The sequence below is a fragment of the Streptomyces sp. RB17 genome, assembly GCF_009604455.1.
Classification (GTDB): Bacteria; Actinomycetota; Actinomycetes; order Streptomycetales; family Streptomycetaceae; genus Streptomyces.
Genome location: NZ_WEGL01000004.1, coordinates 144,049 through 162,579, shown reverse-complemented (window position 1 = coordinate 162,579; position 18,531 = coordinate 144,049). Strand labels below are relative to the sequence as shown.

13 protein-coding genes and 1 tRNA gene are annotated in these 18,531 nt (G+C 72.8%); 9 read left to right on the top strand and 5 right to left on the bottom strand.

Features of this window, described 5'->3' with window-relative positions; genetic code table 11:
- Window positions 1-170: 170 nt before the first annotated feature.
- The 3 genes from SRB17_RS18655 to SRB17_RS18645 form a co-directional block, all read right to left on the bottom strand.
- A complete protein-coding gene (locus tag SRB17_RS18655) occupies window positions 171-1,136 on the bottom strand; it encodes a DUF5926 family protein (protein ID WP_153540169.1) in 966 nt (321 codons plus the stop codon).
- Between the two features lie 260 nt (window positions 1,137-1,396).
- Complete coding sequence (locus tag SRB17_RS18650; RefSeq protein WP_153541111.1) at window positions 1,397-2,035, bottom strand: ATP-binding protein; 639 nt, start codon at window positions 2,033-2,035, stop codon at window positions 1,397-1,399.
- A 169-nt stretch (window positions 2,036-2,204) separates the two neighbouring features.
- Complete coding sequence (locus SRB17_RS18645; RefSeq protein WP_323375877.1) at window positions 2,205-3,035, bottom strand: glycerophosphodiester phosphodiesterase; 831 nt, start codon at window positions 3,033-3,035, stop codon at window positions 2,205-2,207.
- A 261-nt stretch (window positions 3,036-3,296) separates the two neighbouring features.
- Here SRB17_RS18645 and SRB17_RS18640 point away from each other — a divergent pair, with 261 nt between their 5' ends.
- Together SRB17_RS18640 and SRB17_RS18635 are read left to right on the top strand one after the other, a co-directional pair.
- Window positions 3,297-4,820, top strand: a complete 1,524-nt coding sequence (locus tag SRB17_RS18640; RefSeq protein WP_323375876.1) for a S1C family serine protease — start codon at window positions 3,297-3,299, stop codon at window positions 4,818-4,820.
- A 172-nt stretch (window positions 4,821-4,992) separates the two neighbouring features.
- Window positions 4,993-5,077 (top strand) — tRNA-Ser (locus SRB17_RS18635).
- A gap of 66 nt (window positions 5,078-5,143) precedes the next feature.
- On the opposite strand, the gene SRB17_RS18630 is transcribed toward SRB17_RS18635, so the two are convergent.
- Window positions 5,144-6,022, bottom strand: coding sequence for a bifunctional DNA primase/polymerase (locus SRB17_RS18630; protein ID WP_153540167.1), 879 nt, complete (start codon window positions 6,020-6,022; stop codon window positions 5,144-5,146).
- Window positions 6,023-6,391: 369 nt separating this feature from the next.
- On the opposite strand from SRB17_RS18630, the gene SRB17_RS18625 reads away from it, so the two are divergent.
- The 7 genes from SRB17_RS18625 to SRB17_RS18595 all read left to right on the top strand — a co-directional run bounded on the left by SRB17_RS18625 (window position 6,392) and on the right by SRB17_RS18595 (window position 13,596).
- Complete coding sequence (locus SRB17_RS18625) at window positions 6,392-6,709, top strand: hypothetical protein (RefSeq protein WP_153540165.1); 318 nt, start codon at window positions 6,392-6,394, stop codon at window positions 6,707-6,709.
- A 181-nt stretch (window positions 6,710-6,890) separates the two neighbouring features.
- A complete protein-coding gene (locus SRB17_RS18620; RefSeq protein ID WP_323375874.1) occupies window positions 6,891-7,754 on the top strand; it encodes an acyl-CoA dehydrogenase family protein in 864 nt (287 codons plus the stop codon).
- An 11-nt stretch (window positions 7,755-7,765) separates the two neighbouring features.
- Window positions 7,766-8,743, top strand: a complete 978-nt coding sequence (locus tag SRB17_RS18615) for a bifunctional MaoC family dehydratase N-terminal/OB-fold nucleic acid binding domain-containing protein (protein ID WP_153541103.1) — start codon at window positions 7,766-7,768, stop codon at window positions 8,741-8,743.
- A 123-nt stretch (window positions 8,744-8,866) separates the two neighbouring features.
- On the top strand, window positions 8,867-9,274 hold the full coding sequence (locus SRB17_RS18610; RefSeq protein ID WP_153541100.1) for a MaoC family dehydratase: 408 nt from the start codon (window positions 8,867-8,869) through the stop codon (window positions 9,272-9,274).
- Window positions 9,271-10,437 carry a lipid-transfer protein gene (locus SRB17_RS18605; protein ID WP_153540161.1) on the top strand — a complete coding sequence of 389 codons (1,167 nt, stop codon included), beginning with the start codon at window positions 9,271-9,273 and terminating at the stop codon, window positions 10,435-10,437. Before SRB17_RS18610 ends, SRB17_RS18605 begins: the two co-directional genes overlap by 4 nt.
- A 754-nt stretch (window positions 10,438-11,191) precedes the next feature.
- Window positions 11,192-11,797 (top strand): SigE family RNA polymerase sigma factor, encoded by a 606-nt coding sequence (locus tag SRB17_RS18600; protein ID WP_153540159.1) that lies wholly within the window; start codon window positions 11,192-11,194, stop codon window positions 11,795-11,797.
- Window positions 11,798-11,940: 143 nt separating this feature from the next.
- A complete protein-coding gene (locus tag SRB17_RS18595) occupies window positions 11,941-13,596 on the top strand; it encodes a long-chain fatty acid--CoA ligase (RefSeq protein ID WP_323375873.1) in 1,656 nt (551 codons plus the stop codon).
- A 191-nt stretch (window positions 13,597-13,787) separates the two neighbouring features.
- Here SRB17_RS18595 and SRB17_RS18590 read toward each other — a convergent pair whose 3' ends face one another.
- Window positions 13,788-18,362, bottom strand: a complete 4,575-nt coding sequence (locus tag SRB17_RS18590) for a PAS domain-containing protein (protein ID WP_323375872.1) — start codon at window positions 18,360-18,362, stop codon at window positions 13,788-13,790.
- Window positions 18,363-18,531 lie beyond the last annotated feature (169 nt).

Genomic DNA, 18,531 nt, shown 5'->3' with positions numbered 1-18,531 from the left:
CAACCGGGCTACTGGAACGGTAACAAGAGATCGGCGGTTCGCAAATTCCGTCTGGGGCATTCGGCCACCGATTTCCCTGTCATCAGCGGGAGTTGTGACAGGAGTCACCTGTTTCGCGGGCCGTGCGCACGCCTTACCGACCGTTCAGTCGCCAGACGCGCGCGGCGGCGTCAGCTGAGCGTGACCTGCCGGTTGGTCAGTCCGCCACGCGCCCGGCGCTCCTCCGGCGTGAGCGGCTCGGTGGCGGCCAGGGCGGCGGCGAGGCGCTCGGCGAACTCGGCGGCCGGCTTCTCCACGTCGTCCGCCGTGACCCCGCTCGGCAGGTCCCAGACGGGCACGGTGAGGCCGTGAGCTCGGAAGGAGCCCACGAGCCGGGTGCCCTCGCCCAGGTGGGAACGGCCCGCCGCGTGCAGCCGCGCGAGAGCGTCCAGAAGCTGCTCCTCCGGATGCGGCATCACCCAGCGCAGGTGGTTCTTCTCCGGGGTCTCGCACCAGTACGCGGCGTCCACGCCGGTCAGCCTCGCCGTCGGGATGGCGGCGGCGTTGGCCCGCTCCAGGGAGGCGGTCACCTCGGGCGTGGCGTTCTCCGCGTCCGGCACCCAGAACTCGAAGCCGCTCTGCACCTCCGGCTCGAACGGAGCCTGGAGGTCGAGCACGTCCTGCAGCCGCGGACCGTCGGCCGGGGCGCGGCGGCCCTGCACCGGGGTGCCGGGCTCGGCCGTGAGGGCGCGCTGGAGGGTGTCCGCGAGGTCGCGGCTGAGGTCACCGGACGACGTGTCGTTCTGCAGGCCGAGCAGCACCGCGCCGTCGTCGCGGCGCAGTGCCGGCCAGGCCATCGGCAGCACCGTGGCCAGCGTGACCGACGGGACGCCCTCGGGCAGGCCGTCCTTGAGGGTCAGCTCGACCGTCGCGGCCGGCACCAGCTCGCGCAGCGCCACCCAGTCGCACTCGCCGGGCAGCCCCTCGAACGGGCGATGCACCAGTTCGGTCACCGCGTGCGCCGCGGCCCGGCCGTGGCACGCCTTGTAGCGCCGGCCGCTGCCGCAGGGGCAGGGCTCGCGGGCGCCGACAACCGGGACCTCCGCATCGCTGAGCTGCGGCCGCTCGGCCTTCGTCTGGGGTCGCTTCTTGGCCATCGTGGGTGTCTCCCGGTTACGGCTCTTCTCGTACGGGCGGGAGCCTAGCCGTTCAGGCCATGACCGGCGGGAACCTGTGGACAACGCACGCCCGCTCGACTCCAACGGTGTGAACCTGTGGACGACTTCGGAGCATCCGGCGGCGCGGTCCGAGCCCTCCCGGCCGAGCCGTCGTACGGCCGTCGGGTCGGACCTGGCACTGCGTCCGCCGGCCCAGCTCTTCGACCGTGTCCGTGATTACAAGCCCCCCGGACTGTCCGTCAGTCCAGGTCGTCGAACGCGTCCGCGAAGTCCAGCTCGGGCAGGGCCGGGCGCGCGGGGGACGTGACGCGCGTAGCGAAACCGTCCCGGCGGTACCCGGCATCGGGATCGTGTACGTCCTGGTGGACCACCACCCAGACCGTCACCTCGCCGTGGACGTCGTCCCGGACGCCCCAGTCGTCGGCGAGCGCCGTGATGATGTTCAGCCCGCGGCCGCCGTGCGCTGTCACCGACGGGGTGGCCGGTGCCGGGCGGGTCGGGCCGCCGCCATCCGTCACCTCGACGATGAGCCGGCCCCGCGCGTCGACCCGCCACGAGGCGCGCACATCGCCGTCACCGGCCGGCGCGTCGCCCAGGGGCCGCCCGTGCTTGCAGGCATTGCTCAGCAGTTCGGAAAGGATCAGTACGGCATCGTCGACGACCGATTCGGACACGCCACCGCTGCGCAACTGCGAACGCATCCGGTGTCTCGCCTTCCCCACGCCCGCAGGGCCATGGGGTACGGCCATGCTCGACGACGTGGGCACCTCCTGTGCCACCACCAACGCCACCCCCGAGACCTCCTTTGCCCCACGCCACGGTGTGGATGCCCCATTGGCCTGTACCGGAAACCGGCCAATCCGCTTCCGGTGACGCATTCGCAACGGCCCTGCACGGAGCGAACGCGCCGGAGCACTCCCTGTGACGAAGGCCTTTCCTCCGGTCGTCGTATGGCTGGATTTCAATGGTGTGGCCAAGAGGGGAGAATTCACCCAGCCGCACAGCGGGGTCAAGGGACAGGCACGGCTCCTTACCGGCCTCTTGAGGTCACACACGTCCCAGTTGACGCAGGACCGCGCGCGGGCGGTTGGTGATGATGGCGTCGATGCCCAGCTTCACGCAGAGATCGACGTCCTCGGGCTCGTTCACGGTCCAGACGTGCACCCCGTGACCGGCGCGCTGCAGCCGCTCCACATAGGCGGGGTTGTTGCGCACGATGCGGATCGAGGGGCCCGCGATCCGCACGCCCGCCGGCAGCCGTCCGTCGCGCAGCCGCGGCGTAAGGAACTGCACCAGGTAGACCGTCGGCAGCGTCGGCGCGGCGGTACGCACGCGGTGCAGCGAGCGCGCCGAGAAGCTCATGATCCGGACCTGCGACTCGGCGGCCGAGGCCGGAGCGTCCAGGCCGAACCGCTTCAGCAGCGTCAGCAGCCGCTCCTCGACCTGGCCGGCCCAGCGCGTGGGGTGCTTGGTCTCGATGGCGAGCTCCACCCGCCGCCCGGCGTCCGAGACCAGCTCCAGCAGCCGTTCCAGAGTGAGCACGGAGGTCTCCTCGCGGTCCTCCGGCCGGTGCTCCCAGTCGGGCTCCTCGTCCCGTCCGTGCCAGCTCTCGCGCGGCTTCCAGGAGCCGAAGTCCAGGGCGGCGAGATCGGCCAGTTCCAGCGCGGAGACGGCACCGCGGCCGTTGGAGGTACGGTTCACACGCCGGTCGTGGACGCAGACCAGATGGCCGTCGGCGGTCAGCCGTACGTCGCACTCGAGGGCGTCGGCGCCGTCCTCGATCGCCTTCTTGTAGGCGGCCAGGGTGTGCTCGGGCGCGTCTTCGGAGGCGCCTCGGTGGGCGACGACCTGGACGGAGCGCTGTAGTGCGTGGGTCACCGCGTCATGGTGCCACCGTCCGGGGGTACGAGGGGCGGCCCGGGCGCACCCGGTGCCCGTTTATGTAACTTTTGCCAGTAAAGGCCCTATGTAAAGACTCGCCGTGGACCCACAGCCACCGCTTATGGTGCTCTGACGGCTCGTGGGAAAAGCTGACTGCATACAAACGGAACAGCGATGATTGACCACAGCACCATGCACAGCTGCCGAGCGTGACCGAGTGCGACCCAGAAGAACAGCCGTGGACCGAGGAGAAGAGCTGTGAGCACCGAGAACGAGGGCAACGAGGTACCCGAGGCCCCGTCCGCGCCTCCTGTGCCGATGGCCGCTCCCGCCACTTCCCCGCAGGGCTCCACCCCCGGGGGCAACGAGCCGACGGCCGCCCTCCCGCCCGTACCGCAGGACGCCCCGGCCGCGGCCGAAACCCAGCCGGGCCGGCCCGCCACCGCGCACGCCGCCACCCCGCACGCCTCCGGCCCGTCCGCCCCTGGTTCGGCCCCCGAAGGCTCCTGGCCGCCTCCGCCGCCGGCCAACCCGCCCTACGGCGAGGGCGCGCCCTACGGTGACGCCGGTGCCGGTGCCGCCGGCTTCGGTGCGGGTGGCGCGGGCGGTGGCGGCGGCTGGGGAGCGTCGTACCAGCAACCCGCCCCCAAGCCGCGCAACGGGCGCGGCGGGCTCGTCGCCGCGGTCCTGGTGGCCGCGTTGGTCGCGGGCGGCCTGGGCGGCGGCCTCGGCTACACCCTGGCCAAGGACCACGACAACAACGGCTCCACCACCGTCTCCGCCTCCGACGGCAGCGCCGCTCAGGTCAAGCGCGCGCCCGGCACGATCGCCAACGTGGCCGCCAGGGCACTGCCCAGCACCGTCACCATCGAGGCCGAGAGCACCAACGGCGAGGGCGGCACGGGCACCGGGTTCGTCTTCGACACCCAGGGCCACATCGTCACCAACAACCACGTGGTGGCGGACGCCCTCGACGGCGGCAAGCTGACCGCCACGTTCCCGAACGGCAGGAAGTACGACGCCGAGGTCGTCGGCCACGCCCAGGGCTACGACGTGGCGGTCATCAAGCTCAAGAACCCCCCGTCCGACCTCAAGCCCCTCGCCCTCGGCGACTCCGACAAGGTGGCCGTCGGTGACGAGACGATCGCCATCGGCGCCCCCTTCGGCCTGTCCAACACGGTGACGACCGGGATCATCAGCGCCAAGAACCGTCCGGTGGCCTCCAGCGACGGCAGCTCCTCCAGCAAGGCGTCGTACATGAGCGCGCTGCAGACCGACGCGTCGATCAACCCGGGCAACTCCGGCGGCCCGCTGCTGGACGCCTCCGGCGCGGTCATCGGCATCAATTCGGCGATCCAGTCGACCAGCAGCGGCGGCGGTTTCGGCGGCTCCGGCCAGTCCGGCTCGATCGGCCTCGGCTTCGCCATCCCGATCAACCAGGCCAAGTACGTAGCCCAGCAGCTGATCAAGACCGGCAAGCCGGTGTACGCCAAGATCGGCGCCTCCGTCTCGCTGGAGGACTCCACCGGCGGAGCGAAGATCACTGACCAGGGCGCGGCCGGCTCCGCCGCGGTCGAGCCGGGCGGTCCGGCCGACAAGGCGGGCCTCAAGCCGGGTGACGTGATCACCAAGCTGGACGACATGGTGATCGACAGCGGCCCGACCCTGATCGGCGACATCTGGACCCACAAGCCCGGCGACAAGGTCACGATCACCTACAAGCGCGGCGGCCAGGAACACACGGCCCAGCTGACCCTGGGCTCCCGGGCCGGCGACAACTGACCGGCCCGACCGGCACGCACGCGTAGGGGCGCTTCTCCTGGGAGGGGCGCCCTTGCCGGCGGCCACCCCGGGTCCCGTACCGGCTCCCGAGGCTCCACCACGGACCACGCCACCCGCCGGACGTCCGGTCCCGGTACGCTGTACCCGCTCCGCCCCAGGTGGGCGGGGACGAGGTGGGTTGCCCGAGCGGCCTAAGGGAACGGTCTTGAAAACCGTCGTGGCGCGAGTCACCGTGGGTTCAAATCCCACACCCACCGCGGATGTTGGAAAGGGGCGCCCCCTGAGGGGGCGCCCTTTTCATGTGTTCCGGCGGCGTCCCGCTGTCACGGTCGGTGGCCCGTCATCCGTGCGGCCGAGGCGATCGTCGCGCGGGCCTCGCGTTCGGACAGGCCGGTGCCCAGGGCGGCCTCGGTGAGGGGGTCGGCCAGGGCGGCGCCGATGCCGTTCTCGTAGGCGCGGCAGGCCGCCCAGAAGAGGCGGGTGTTGCGCTGGCCCTCGTGCGCCGAGAGGACGAACTGGACCAGGCCGCGGCCGTGGTCGACGGGGACCGGGGGGTCCGGGTGCGGATGCGGGGGCCGGGGTGGTGGCACCAGCAGGCGCAGCAGGGACGGCGGGCAGGGGGCGGGCGCGAGGTGTGCGGTGCCGGGGGCGGTCGTGTACGCGCCGTGGTCGGTGCGGGAGCCGGGGCCCACGAGGTAGCCGCCGGCGCCGCGGATGTCGATGCCTGGGGCGAGGCGCCCGGCGGAGTTCGGTACGACGACGTCCGGCGGGCCGGTGAGCCACAGGTGACGGCCGCCGCTCGGAGTGCGTACGACGACCGTCTCCGGAATGGTGAACAGATGGCGCAGCGCCAGTTCGCGCAGCGCGGTCGAGGAGCTCGTGCCCGACTTGGTGTCCAGGTCGACACCGATCAGGTGGTACGGCGGCAGCCCGCAGGCGATGCCGTAGCCGGTGGCCCAGGGCGCGGCGGCGAACAGCTCGCGGATGCGGACGGGGTCGGTCGAGGCGTCGTACACACCGTGGCCGAAGCGGCCGCACTCGCCGTGGCAGCGGGGTCCGGCCGGGTCGGGGCCGTCGCGGTGGGGGGAGCGCAGGGCCGGGAGCTTGGTACGGGACAGGGGGATGACGGCCAGGCCGCGTTCGGCGGCTGACAGAGCGTGTGCGAGGGCCAGCGTCGTGGCCTGACGGTCGGTGTAGGCCATGCCTCCATGTTCGTACGTACGTTCGAAAAAGTGAAGAGGGGTCGGTGGTGACGCGCCGGGAGCCGAGAAATTGGCCGGATATGTGAGGGAACGATTCACCCCTTGTGTCGCTTGGTGAGGGAAAGCGCCATCTGATCCCGCTCGGTGAGTGAAGTGACGAAAGGTGGCGATAGGGGTTTATCGACTTGTCATCACGCTTGCGTGCGAATCGGGTCTTCCGGGGTGGTTCGCCGGGGATTCGGTGGGCAACTCTGATCTCGCGACGTCGTCCACCACGGTCAGAGCGGTCGGCCAACTGCCCTGACACAAGCCGCACTTCACGCACTTCCGGCCCTAGGGCCGCAGAGTTCTCGGTTCTGGAGGAACAACATGGCAAGCATCCGCACCGCCCGCGTTCTCGCCGCCGTCGCAGCGCTCCCGCTCGCAGCCGCCCTGTTCAGCGGCGTCGCGGCCGCCGACAACGGCTCCTTCGCGGACGACGGATCGAGCGCCAACACCGGTGTGGCGGGCATCATCGGCAGCGGAGTCGGCCACGACAACTACGGCAACTCGTCCACCACGCAGCAGAACGCGGTCGGCAACGGTGCCTCGAACCAGAGCAACACCGCTCAGGTCAACGGCTCCGCCTGGACGGCCATCCAGCAGGGCAACGAGAACGTGGCCATCCACTTCACCCGCCTGTGGTGACCCTCGGGCGAGGCCCCTCCCGGTGAGGGTCCTCGTGGGGCGTGCTTCGGGGTCGTAACACGTCTGCGCGGCGGTACTTCGGTGCCGCCGCGCAGGCGTTTTCGACCTTGACAGCCACCTGGATCTGACGGACAGTCAGAAACTGTCCTGTCAGGTACGCGAGGCCGGGAGGGCCCCCGCCGTGCACCTCGCCCCCACGGAGCGGCAGCAACGCCCGCGCCCCGAACTCCGCGGCTGCTTCCGGGCGGTGCTGCCGGACCACCGCGACCGCTGCCACCGCCGAGATCACCGTGATGATCGTGATCACCGCGATCACCGCGGACAGGCGGGCGCCACCGATGCCCGCGCTCCGGTGCGCCGCATCGGCGCCGCCGGTGTCTTTGCGGTCGCGCCCAACACCGTGGGCCCCATCCTCATGAAGTACGGCAGCGAGCGGCAGAACGCCCACCTTCTGCCCCGCATTCTCGGCAGGGACGCCGCCTTCGCGATCGGCTGCACCGAGCCGTCCACCGGCACCGCCCTGGCCCCGTTGCGCACCCGGCCCGAAGGCGAGGGCTGGTCGCTGATGGCCGGCCGGCTCACCCACGAGCGGGTCGCGCTCGCCGCCCTCGGCATGCGGGCCGAGGATGTCCTCGCCGCCGTGCTCACCGCCGCCCGTACACCCGATCAGGTGAATCTGCGATGCCGCATCGATGAGCCGTGGGTGGGTCTCAGGGGCGCCGAGGCGCATGTCGGGCCGGCGGCAAAACGCCTGCTCAGCCGGCGTTTACTGGCGAATGTGGGGGCGGGCCGGCCGCCCCTGGGCGAGGCGAGTGGCGTGAAATCCGCGGGAACGGAATCGGCTGTCGCGACGTATCGCATGTGTCAGGAGATCGCCGGCGAGGCGGGCCTGATCCGCTCCGGCTTCCCGGGGGCCTTCGGGGACGGCGAACGGCAGCGGCTGAACAGGACGGTACGGATCAATACGTTCGGGGGCGGGGTGAGCGAGGTGCAGCGGGAGATCGTCGTGACGATGCGGCTCGGGATGACGAGGGGGCGGCGGTGAGCACGGAGGGCATGCGGCCGCGGGCCGGGGATGCGGGCGGTGCGGATCTCGACGAACTCGGCGCGCGGCTCAAGGCGTACGAGGGGCGGCCGGCCGCCGTCGCCGGGGCGGGCAAGGACCCGGTGAACGCGCCGATGATCCGGCACTGGTGCGAGGCCATGGGCGACACCAACCCGGCTTACTCCGGCCCCGACGCCATCGCCCCGCCCACCATGCTCCAGGCCTGGACGATGGGCGGCCTGTCCGGACACGAGGGCCGCACGGGGGCCTACGACGAGCTGCTGTCCCTCCTCGACGCCGCGGGTTGTACGGCCGTGGTGGCCACCGACTGCGAGCAGGAGTATCCACGGTCCCTGCGCCCGGGTGACCAGGTCACCTTCGACTCGGTGATCGAATCGGTCTCCGCCCGCAAGACGACGAGACTGGGCGCCGGGTACTTCGTCACGACCCGCACGGACGTCCGCGTCGACGGCGCCCTCGCGGGCACGCACCGCTTCCGCATCCTCAAGTACGCCCCTGCGCGCCGGAAACCCCCGGCCCGGCGCCCCCGCCCGGTGGTCAACCGGGACAACGCCGGCTTCTGGCAGGGCGTGGCCGAGCAGCGACTCCTCATCCAGCGCTGCACGGACTGCGGCACCCTGCGCCACCCCTGGCTGCCGGGCTGCAACGCGTGCGGCTGCCTGGACTGGGACACGGTCGAGGCGAGCGGCGAGGGGACGGTGTACTCGTACGTGGTGATGCACCACCCGCCCTTCCCCGCCTTCACCGAGTCCGATCACGCCGCCGACGCGCCGGGGCCCTACGCGGTCGGTCTGATCGAACTCGCCGAGGGCGTGCGGATGGTGAGCAATGTGATCGGGGTGCCGTACGACAAGGTGCGCATCGGCCTGCCGGTCCGGGTGGAGTTCCGGACCTACGAGGACGCGGAGGGCGCGCAGATCCTCCCGGTCTTCCGGGTCGTCGAAGGAAACGGCGAGGGCGAGGCCTGACATGGACTGGCAGACCGTCCAACTCCGCGCCACCGATGCCTACATGGTGCATGCCGGACGGCATCTGCACAGGAGTTGATCACGAGTGGGGAGTCAGCCATGAACACCGCGCCGACGACGGCACTGACGGCGGGAGCCGAGCTGCCCCCGCTGGAGATCCCGGTCACGCGGACGCTGATCGTGGCAGGGGCGATCGCCTCGCGGGACTACCAGGACGTGCACCACGACGCCGAGTCGGCCAGGCAGAAGGGCTCGCAGGACGTCTTCATGAACATCCTGACGACGAACGGCCTGGTCGGCAGGTACATCACGGACCAGTTCGGCCCGACGGCGGTACTCCGCAAGGTCGCCATCAGGCTCGGAGCGCCCAACTACCCAGGAGACACGATGGTGTTGACGGGCACGATCGAGGCGGTCGACGGCGACACCGCCACCGTCAGGGTCGTCGGCGCCAACTCCCTCGGCCGGCATGTGACGGGCACGGTGACGGTCACGGTCCCGACGGACCCGGGCGCGGAGGGCCGCTCATGAGTGCCCGGGTGCGCGACACCCTGGCCGGGCGCGCCGCGATCGCCGGGATCGGGGCCACCGAGTTCTCCAAGGACTCCGGGCGCAGCGAGCTGAGGCTGGCCGTGGAGGCGGTGCGGGCCGCGCTGGACGACGCGGGGCTCGCGCCGGCGGACGTGGACGGGATGGTGACGTTCACGATGGACACCAACCCGGAGATCACAGTGGCCCAGGCCTGTGGGATGGGCGAGCTGTCCTTCTTCTCCCGGGTGCACTACGGCGGCGGCGCGGCCTGCGCGACCGTGCTCCAGGCGGCGCTCGCGGTGGCGACGGGCGTGGCGGAGGTCGTGGTCTGCTACCGCGCCTTCAACGAACGTTCGGGCCGCAGGTTCGGCGCCGGTGTGCAGCACCGGGAGCCGTCGGCCGAGGGCGCCGCGCTCGGCTGGGTGCTGCCGTTCGGGCTGCTCACGCCGGCCTCCTGGGTGGCGATGGCGGCCCAGCGGTATCTGCACGCGTACGGGCTGACGCCGGAGGTCTTCGGGCATGTGGCCGTGGTGGACCGCAAGTACGCGGCGACGAACCCGGCGGCGTACTTCCACGGCCGCCCGATCACCCTCGCCGAACACACGGCGTCCCGCTGGATCGTGGAGCCGCTGCGGCTGCTCGACTGCTGCCAGGAGACCGACGGCGGGCAGGCGATCGTCGTCACCTCGGTGGAGCGGGCCCGGGACCTGCGGTACCCCCCTGCGGTGATCGCGGCGGCCGCCCAGGGCGCCGGTCGGGGGCAGGAGCAGATGACCAGCTTCTACCGGGACGATCTGACCGGCCTGCCGGAGATGGGCGCGGTGGCCCGCCGGTTGTGGAGGTCGTCCGGATTCGGCCCCGCGGACATCGACGTGGGGATCGTCTACGACCACTTCACACCGTTCGTGCTGATGCAGCTGGAGGAGTTCGGATTCTGCGGGAAGGGAGAGGCGGCGGACTTCGTGGCCGAGGAGCGGCTGCCGCTCAACACACACGGGGGCCAGCTCGGGGAGGCCTATCTGCACGGGATGAACGGCATAGCGGAGGCGGTACGCCAGCTGCGGGGCACGGCGGTGAACCAGATACCGGGCGCGACCCGGACCCTGGTGACGGCCGGCACCGGGGTGCCCACCTCGGGGCTGATCCTGACGACAGCCGACTGACCGACGACCGCCTGCCGCCTGCGGCGTTACCGACCGGCTCCCGTTCCCGGAATCGCGGCCCGGCTTCCTCGCCCCGGTGCGGATCGGCGCCACCGGGACTTGCCGACCGGCTCCCAGCCCCTGGAGTTGCCGACCGGCTCCGCCCCCGAGGTGCTGACTGACTCCCCCCTCCCGAGTCCCTGACAGGCTCTCCACACCCGGAGTCGCAGACCGGCTCGCCCTCCCGAGGCGCCGACCGGCGCTCCACACCCGGAGTTGCCGGCTGACCCCACCCCCTGAGGCGCAGACCGGTGCTCCACACCCGGAGTCGCCGACCGGCTCCCAGCCCCTGGAGTTGCCGACCGGCGACCACCCCCAAAGGGGCCGACCGGCTCCCACCCCCAAAGGGGCCGACCGGCTCCCCCCCCGAGGCGCCGACCGGTTCCCACCCCCGGAATCGCGGGTCGCCTCCCACCCCCGGAATCGCGGGTCGGCTCCCACCCCCGGAATCACACGTCGGCTTCCCCTCCCCCGAGCCGCTGACCGGCGGCGCTGAACCGTGCCGGGAGCGGGTCGGCTCGTCTCGGTCTCAGGGTCGGACAGTGGGCGGAGTCAGGTGCGTTGGGGGTGGCGTCAGGGTCGTACCCGCAGACGGGGTGCACCCGCCGTCCACCTTCAGGAGGTGGAGCCAGCCCCACCCCTACAACCTGAGGGGGACGCCGCTTCGGGACCTGGGGGCGATCCGCCGGAGGGGGTCCGCTCCTAGCGTGGAGCCATGACCACACCCGTCTGCACCAGCGCCTCGGCCGCCGCCGCACCAAGGCGGCAGACTCTCCCGCACTCCCGGCTCCGGCCGGGCGGGGAGGCTCCGACATATCCGACGTTCGCGTCGTATGTGCGCGCTCGTCAGCCGGTTCTGCTGCGCACCGCGCGCTCGCTCACCGCGAACCTGAGCGACGCCGAGGACCTGCTGCAGACCGCGCTCGCCAAGACCTACGTGGCCTGGGAGCGGATCGAGGACCAGCGGGCGCTCGACGGCTATGTGCGCCGCGCGCTGCTGAACACCCGGACCTCGCAGTGGCGCAAGCGCAGGGTGGACGAGTTCACCTGCGACGAGCTGCCCGAACCGGAGCCCGTGCCGGGCGACGACGACCCGGCCGAGCGCCAGGCGCTGCACGACGCCATGTGGCGGGCGATCACGAAACTGCCGGCGCGGCAGCGGGCGATGGTCGTCCTGCGCTACTACGAGGACCTCAGCGAGGCCCAGACCGCCGAGGTGCTCGGGGTGTCGGTGGGCACGGTGAAGTCGGCGGTGTCGCGTGCGCTGGCCAAGCTGCGCGAGGACCCCGAGCTGGTCCTTGTTCGCCAGTGGGTTCGCTAGTGGCCCGGTGGTGCGGCTGACCTGCTGGGGCTGCCCCCGGACAGGCTGATTGTCTCCTCCCTAGTGACATACCGCGCGGTATGTGAGCAGAATCAGCGCATCCCTCTACCACCGCGTAGGCAGTGCCGCCCCGGGAGGACTCCGTGCTGAGCACCATGCAGGACGTACCGCTGACCGTCACCCGCATCCTGACGCACGGGACGCTGGTGCACGGGCGGTCCCAGATCGTCACCTGGACCGGAGAGGCCGAGCCGCAGCGGCGCAGTTTCGCCGAGGCCGGGACGCGCGCGGTGCAGCTGGCGAACGCCCTGCGCGACGAACTCGGCGTGCGGGGCCACGACCGGGTGGCCACCCTGATGTGGAACAACGCCGAGCACGTGGAGGCGTACTTCGCGATCCCGTCCATGGGCGCGGTGCTGCACACCCTCAATCTGCGGCTGCCCGCCGAGCAGTTGGCGTGGATCGTCAATCACGCGGCCGACAAGGTCGTCGTCGTCAACGGCTCGCTGATCCCGCTGCTCGCGCCGTTGCTGCCCAAGCTGCCGACGGTGGAGCACATCGTCGTGTCGGGTCCCGGTGACCGTGCGCCGCTGCGGGGCGCCGCCGCACGGGTGCACGAGTACGAGGAGCTGATCGCGGACCGGCCGACCACGTTCGACTGGCCGGAGCTGGACGAACGCCAGGCCGCCGCCATGTGCTACACCTCCGGCACCACCGGCGACCCCAAGGGCGTGGTGTACAGCCACCGTTCGATCTACCTGCACTCCATGCAGGTCAACATGACCCAGTCGATGGGCCTGACCGACCGGGACACCTCACTGGTCGTCGTCCCCCAGTTCCACGTCAACGCCTGGGGCCTGCCGCACGCCACCTTCATGACCGGCGTCAACATGCTGATGCCGGACCGCTTCCTCCAGCCCGTGCCGCTCGCCGAGATGATCGAACGCGAGAGGCCGACGCACGCCGCGGCCGTCCCGACCATCTGGCAGGGCCTGCTCGCCGAACTGAACAACAGGCCCCGTGACGTCTCCTCCCTCACCCAGGTCACGATCGGCGGCTCCGCCTGCCCGCCCTCCCTCATGGAGGCCTTCGACACGCTCGGCATGCGCGTGTGCCACGCCTGGGGCATGACGGAGACCTCGCCGCTCGGCACCGTCGCGCGTCCCCCGGCCCACGCGGCCGGCACGGACGAGGAGTTCGCCTACCGCCTCACCCAGGGCCGCTTCCCGGCCGGCGTCGAGGCCCGGCTCACCGGCCCCGGCGGTGAACGCCTCCCCTGGGACGGCGAGTCGGCGGGCGAGCTGGAGGTGCGCGGCCCGTGGATCGCCGGCGCCTACTACAACGGCCCCGACGCCGAACCCCTCCGCCCCGCCGACAAGTTCAGCGCGGACGGCTGGCTGAAGACGGGTGACGTCGGGACCATCTCCCCCGACGGCTACCTCACCCTCACCGACCGCGCCAAGGACGTCATCAAGTCCGGCGGCGAGTGGATCTCCTCGGTGGAGCTGGAGAACGCGCTGATGTCCCACCCGGACGTCGCCGAGGCCGCGGTGGTCGCCGTACCCGACGAGAAGTGGGGTGAGCGCCCGCTGGCCACGGTCGTCCTCCGGGCGGGCGCCACCGCCGACTTCGAGGCCCTGCGCGTCTTCCTCGCCGAGGAGGGGCGCATCGCCCGCTGGCAGCTGCCCGAGCGCTGGACGATCGTCGAGTCGGTGCCGAAGACGAGCGTGGGCAAGTTCGACAAGAAGGTGTTGCGCAGGCAGTACGCGGACGGCCAGTTGGACGTCACCCGGCTCTGACGGCGGCCAACACGCACGCGGCGGTTTCGACGGGCCCTGTCGGTGCGGGGCCCGGCCGCAACCGCCGGGGGGAACAGCCCCCAGGTACCCGCAACCACCGGGCACGACGGCACCCGCACCCGCCCGCACGACGAGCCCCCGAGCCTGCCCCCCGAACCTGCCTGTCCCCCGAACCTCCGCCCGGCGTACGCCTAGTTCGTGCCGATCCGCGCCAGCAGGTCCACGATCCGGCTCTGGACCTCGGAGCTCGTGGAACGCTCCGCGAGGAACAGGACCGTCTCGCCCGAGGCCAGCCGGGGCAGGTCGGCCTGGTCGACGGCGGCGGTGTAGACGACCAGCGGGGTCCGGTTGAGCTGCCCGTTCGCGCGCAGCCAGTCGATGATCCCGGTGACCCCCGCCTGCCGCCGCTGCACCTGCATCAGGTCCATCACCACGAGGTTCGGCCGGAACTGCCCCGCCAGCGTCACCGCGTCGCCGTCGCTCGCGGCCCGCGCCACCTGCATCCCGCGCCGCTCCAGCGTCGAGGTCAGCGCCAGCGCGATCTCCGCGTGCTCCTCGATGAGCAGTACCCGCGGCGGATGCTGCTCGCTGTCCCGCGGCGCCAGCGCCTTCAGCAGCACGGCGGGATCGGCGCCGTACGCCGCCTCGCGTGTCGCCTGTCCGAGTCCGGCCGTCACCAGCACCGGTACCTCGGCCGCGACGGCGGCCTGTCGCAGCGACTGCAGGGCCGTACGCGTGATGGGCCCGGTCAGCGGATCCACGAACAGCGCGGCCGGGAACGCCGCGATCTGCGCGTCGACCTCCTCACGGGAGTGCACGATCACCGGCCGGTAGCCACGGTCGCTCAGCGCCTGCTGGGTCGTCGCGTCCGGCGCGGGCCACACCAGCAGCCGGCGCGGGTTGTCCAGCGGCTCCGGCGGCAGTTCGTCGTCGAGCGGCTGCGGACGCGGGGCGTCCGAGATCTCGACGGCACCCCCGGGGCCGTCCAGCGGCTCGGGGCCTTCGGCGGCGTTGGCGTCCGGTGCGCCTATGGCGTACGACCGTCCGCCGCCCTCGGTGCCGGGGGCGAGCCGGGACTGCCCGGCCAGGGACGGATGCCCGGTCGTCGGCTGTTCGGCCGCCTGCCCCGGCTGCTGCTCCGGGCGCTTGGCCGGGTCGGGCGGCGTGCCCAGCTTGCGCCGGCGGCCGGAACCGCCCGGCGCGTGCGGCGGCGGGGTCGGCGTCGGCTGCTGCACCTGAGCGGCCTGCCGCGAGAACGGCACACCCTGCCCGAGCGTGCGCACGCTGATCGCCCGGCTCTGCGTCGAGTTCGGATCGGCGCCGTTCTCGGCGGGCAACGGCAACGGCTGCGCGGCCCGTGGCACCTGGGCTCCGGCGTGTCCCGCGGGGAGCGGGGTGCCGGGGGCCGGGGTGCCGGTCGGCGGTACGGGCGTGCCCGCACCCGAGGTGTCATCGGCGCCGGCGCCGGGCCACTGCCGGGGCACGCCGGTCGCCTGGACGCCCGTCGGCACCGGTCCGGCACCGGCCTCCGCGGGCAGCGGCTGGGCGCCCGGCGTACCACCGGGCGGCGTTGCGGCCGTTGCCGTCGTCGTGGGCTGCTGGGCCGGGCCGGCCCGTCCGGGAGCCCCCGGAACCGGCCGGCCGACGGTGTCATGCGCGGGTGTGGCGGGGTGCGGTACGGCGGGGTGAGGTACGGCCGCCTGCTGACCGGGCGCGGCGACACCGGCCGGTGTGCCGGGTGCCGCAGCCGGCGTCTGCGCGGGACCGGCCTGGACGGGGATGCTCTGCCCGGCCGTACCCTGCGCCGGAACACCGTGAACCGGCGTGCCCTGACCGGGAGTCGGCGTTCCCACCGGGTGCGGGCCGGCCTGCCCGGGAGCGACCGGAACCCCCTGAGGGGGAGTCACCTGCCCCGGAACACCCTGCGCCGGGGCCGGCTGCGCGGGAACGGTCTGGCCCGGAGCGGCCTGGGACGGGGGCGTAGATACCGGGGCCGGCTGAGCGGGGTCCGCCGACTGGGCCACGGCCCGGCGGCGCCGGCCGGTCGGTGCGCTGGTCGGATGCGGCTGCGGCGGGGTGTGGTCCGCGGCCTGGTCGAGCGGTACGGCGTCGTGCCGGCCGTCGTCACCCGGTGCCCCCGCGGCGGACAGCGGCAGCTGAGCGGGGACCGGCACCGGGCCGGAAGCCTGACCGGGAACGGGAACGGGAGCGGAACCCGGGACGAGGCCGGGACCGGCAATCGGCCCCGCGCTCTGCGGCTGCCCCTCGGCGCCAGGAACAGCACCCGCACCGGGACCGACCGGCACAGCGCCCCCCGGCCCCACCGGCACACCGGCACCCGGAACGCCGCCGGCCGCCGGGACCGTACCCACTCCGGTCGCCGCGTCCGCGGACTGCGGGGAGCGGTCGGCCTCGGCCGGCGGCAGGGCGAAGACCGTACGCGCACCGCCCGCCTCCTGGGCGGCGGCACGCTCCGCCGCCGCGGCCAGCGCACGCCGGCGCCGTCCGGTCGGAACGGCCTCCGCACCCGCAGCGGCCTGCGCACCCGGCGCCGGCTCGCTGCCCGCCGCCGGCAGTGCGGGCGGCAGGGCGGCCTGCGGGGCGCCGGAGTCGGGGCGGGCGCGCCGGCCCGTGGGCGCGGGCACGCCATGCGGCGGAACGGTCGGCCCCAGTCCCGTACCGGAGGCGGCGGCCCCCGCCGCATGCTCGGCCGCGGTCACCACCGCGCCCTCGCTCACACCCTCACCGGCACCGGCGCCGACCTCGGCGGGCCGGCCACGGCGTCGCCCGGTACCCCCGGACGCGGCCTCCGCTCCCTCGGCCGGGACCGCGCCGGTCTCGTCGGCGGGCGCGGATGCACGCCTGCGGCGGCGCCCGGTCGGCGCGTTCCCGTCGGCCTCCCCGGCACCGGGAACGTCACTCTCCAGGAAGGCGTCGGTGGAGGACCGACGGGCTCGCCGCCGTCCACCACCGGACTGCTCGGCGGCACCGGCCTCGAACAGGGCCACCTCACCGGCACCGGAGACCTGGCCGCCCGCGTCCGGCGCGGCGGCCGGAAGCTCGGCGGCGGCCACCTGCCCCGCACCCGCCCCGCCGACCGTCCCGGCGCCACCGCCGAGCGGCACCTCCAGCACATACGCACTGCCGCTCATGCCCGGCACCTCGTGCGTCTGCAGCACGCCGCCGTGGGCCCGTACGATCCCGCGCACGATCGGCTCGTGCACCGCGTCTCCCCCGGCGTACGGCCCGCGCACCTCGATCCGCGCGACCTCACCGCGCTGCGCGGCCGCGACCACGACGGTGTTGTCCAGGTAACCGCCCGCGGAGACGGGCGAGTTCCCGGTGGCGTCGACACCGGCGACATCCGCCACCAGATGGGCCAGCGCGGTGGCGAGCCGCTGCGGGTCGACCTCGGCCTCGATGGGCGGCGCGTGCACGGCGAACTGCACCCGTCCCGGGCCGATCAGCTCGACGGCGCCGTCCACACCGGCGGCGACGACGGCGTCCAACAGCACTTTTGTACGAGTGATGTCCTCGGCGCCCGCGTCCAGCCGCTGGTACCCGAGGACGTTGTCGACAAGGGTCGTGATCCGCGAATATCCGGCCGAAAGGTGATGCAGGACCTGGTTGGCCTCGGGCCACAGCTGCCCGGCGTCGTCGGCGGCCAGGGCGGCCAGCTCGCGCCGCAGCTCCTCCAGCGGTCCGCGCAGCGACTGCCCGAGCAGGGTCAGCAACTGCTCGTGCCGCCCGGTGAGGGCCTCGTACCGGTCCTTCTCCCGCTCGGCGAGCGCGGCGTACCGCTCCTCGCCGGCCGCGAGCTCCTCGTCGTGCTTCTCCCGGAGCTCCTCGACCTCGGTGACATGCTGCTGGCGCAGCGCGGTCAGGTCGGAGGCGTGCTTCTCGGAGAGCCGCTCGACCTCCTCCGCGTGCGCCTTCTCCAGCGCGGCCTTCTCCTCGGCGAGGGCGTCGTAGGGCCGCCGGTCGGTGAAGGTCATGACGGCACCGACGAGCTGGTCCCCGTCGCGCACCGGCGCGGTGGTCAGATCGACCGAGACCTTCTCGTCTCCCTTGGACCACAGCACCTGCCCGCGCACCCGGTGCTTGCGCCCGGAGCGCAGGGTGTCGGCGAGCGGCGACTCCTCGTACGGGAACGGCGACCCGTCGACGCGGGAGTGCAGCACCAGCGTGTGCAGCTCCTTGCCGCCCAGCTCCCCGGCCCGGTACCCCAGAATCTGGGCCGCGGCCGGGTTGACGAGCACGATCCGCCCGCCGGTGTCCGTCCCCACCACACCCTCGGAGGCGGCCCGGAGGATCATCTCCGTCTGCCGCTGCGAGCGCGCCAGCTCGGCCTCGGTGTCGACGGTCCCGGACAGGTCCCGGACGACGAGCATGAGCAGCTCATCGCCCGTGTAGCCGTAACCGTCGTACGCCTGCTGACCGTTCTCCAGGTTCGCGCTCGTGACCTCGACGGGGAACTCGGACCCGTCGGTCCGTCGCGCGACCATCCGCGTGGGCTTGGTCCGCCCCTGCGGATCCATGTGATCGGGCCGCCGCATGGACCCCGGGATCAGCCGCGAGTCGAACTCGGGCAGCAGATCGAGCAGCCCACGCCCCACGAGAGCCGTACCGGGCGCCTCGAATGCCTCGAGCGCGATGGTGTTGGCGTTGACGACGGTTCCGTTGGCGTTGACCAGGACCAACGCGTCCGGCAGCGCGTCGAGTATGGCTGCGAGGCGAGCAGCGCCTCGGGATGGCCTGCTGCTCACGAGACGCCTTCCTCCCTGTTACCGCATCTTGCCGACCGCTCGGGCCATCTTGCCAACCGGCCCGCGACGTGTCACGCGAGGGAGTCTAAGGGCACACGTTGCGCTCGCGACGCCGGATGAGAGAGAGGTCCCACGACGAAGTGACACCGAACCGGCCACCACACGCCGG

Coding starts and splice junctions, on each gene's coding strand:
- SRB17_RS18655 (WP_153540169.1), bottom strand. CDS start 1,136: ATGGCCAAGAAGCGACCCCAGACGAAGGCCGAGCGGCCGCAGCTCAGC.
- SRB17_RS18650 (WP_153541111.1), bottom strand. CDS start 2,035: ATGCGTCACCGGAAGCGGATTGGCCGGTTTCCGGTACAGGCCAATGGG.
- SRB17_RS18630 (WP_153540167.1), bottom strand. CDS start 6,022: ATGGCCTACACCGACCGTCAGGCCACGACGCTGGCCCTCGCACACGCT.
- SRB17_RS18625 (WP_153540165.1), top strand. CDS start 6,392: ATGGCAAGCATCCGCACCGCCCGCGTTCTCGCCGCCGTCGCAGCGCTC.
- SRB17_RS18615 (WP_153541103.1), top strand. CDS start 7,766: ATGCGGCCGCGGGCCGGGGATGCGGGCGGTGCGGATCTCGACGAACTC.
- SRB17_RS18605 (WP_153540161.1), top strand. CDS start 9,271: ATGAGTGCCCGGGTGCGCGACACCCTGGCCGGGCGCGCCGCGATCGCC.
- SRB17_RS18600 (WP_153540159.1), top strand. CDS start 11,192: ATGACCACACCCGTCTGCACCAGCGCCTCGGCCGCCGCCGCACCAAGG.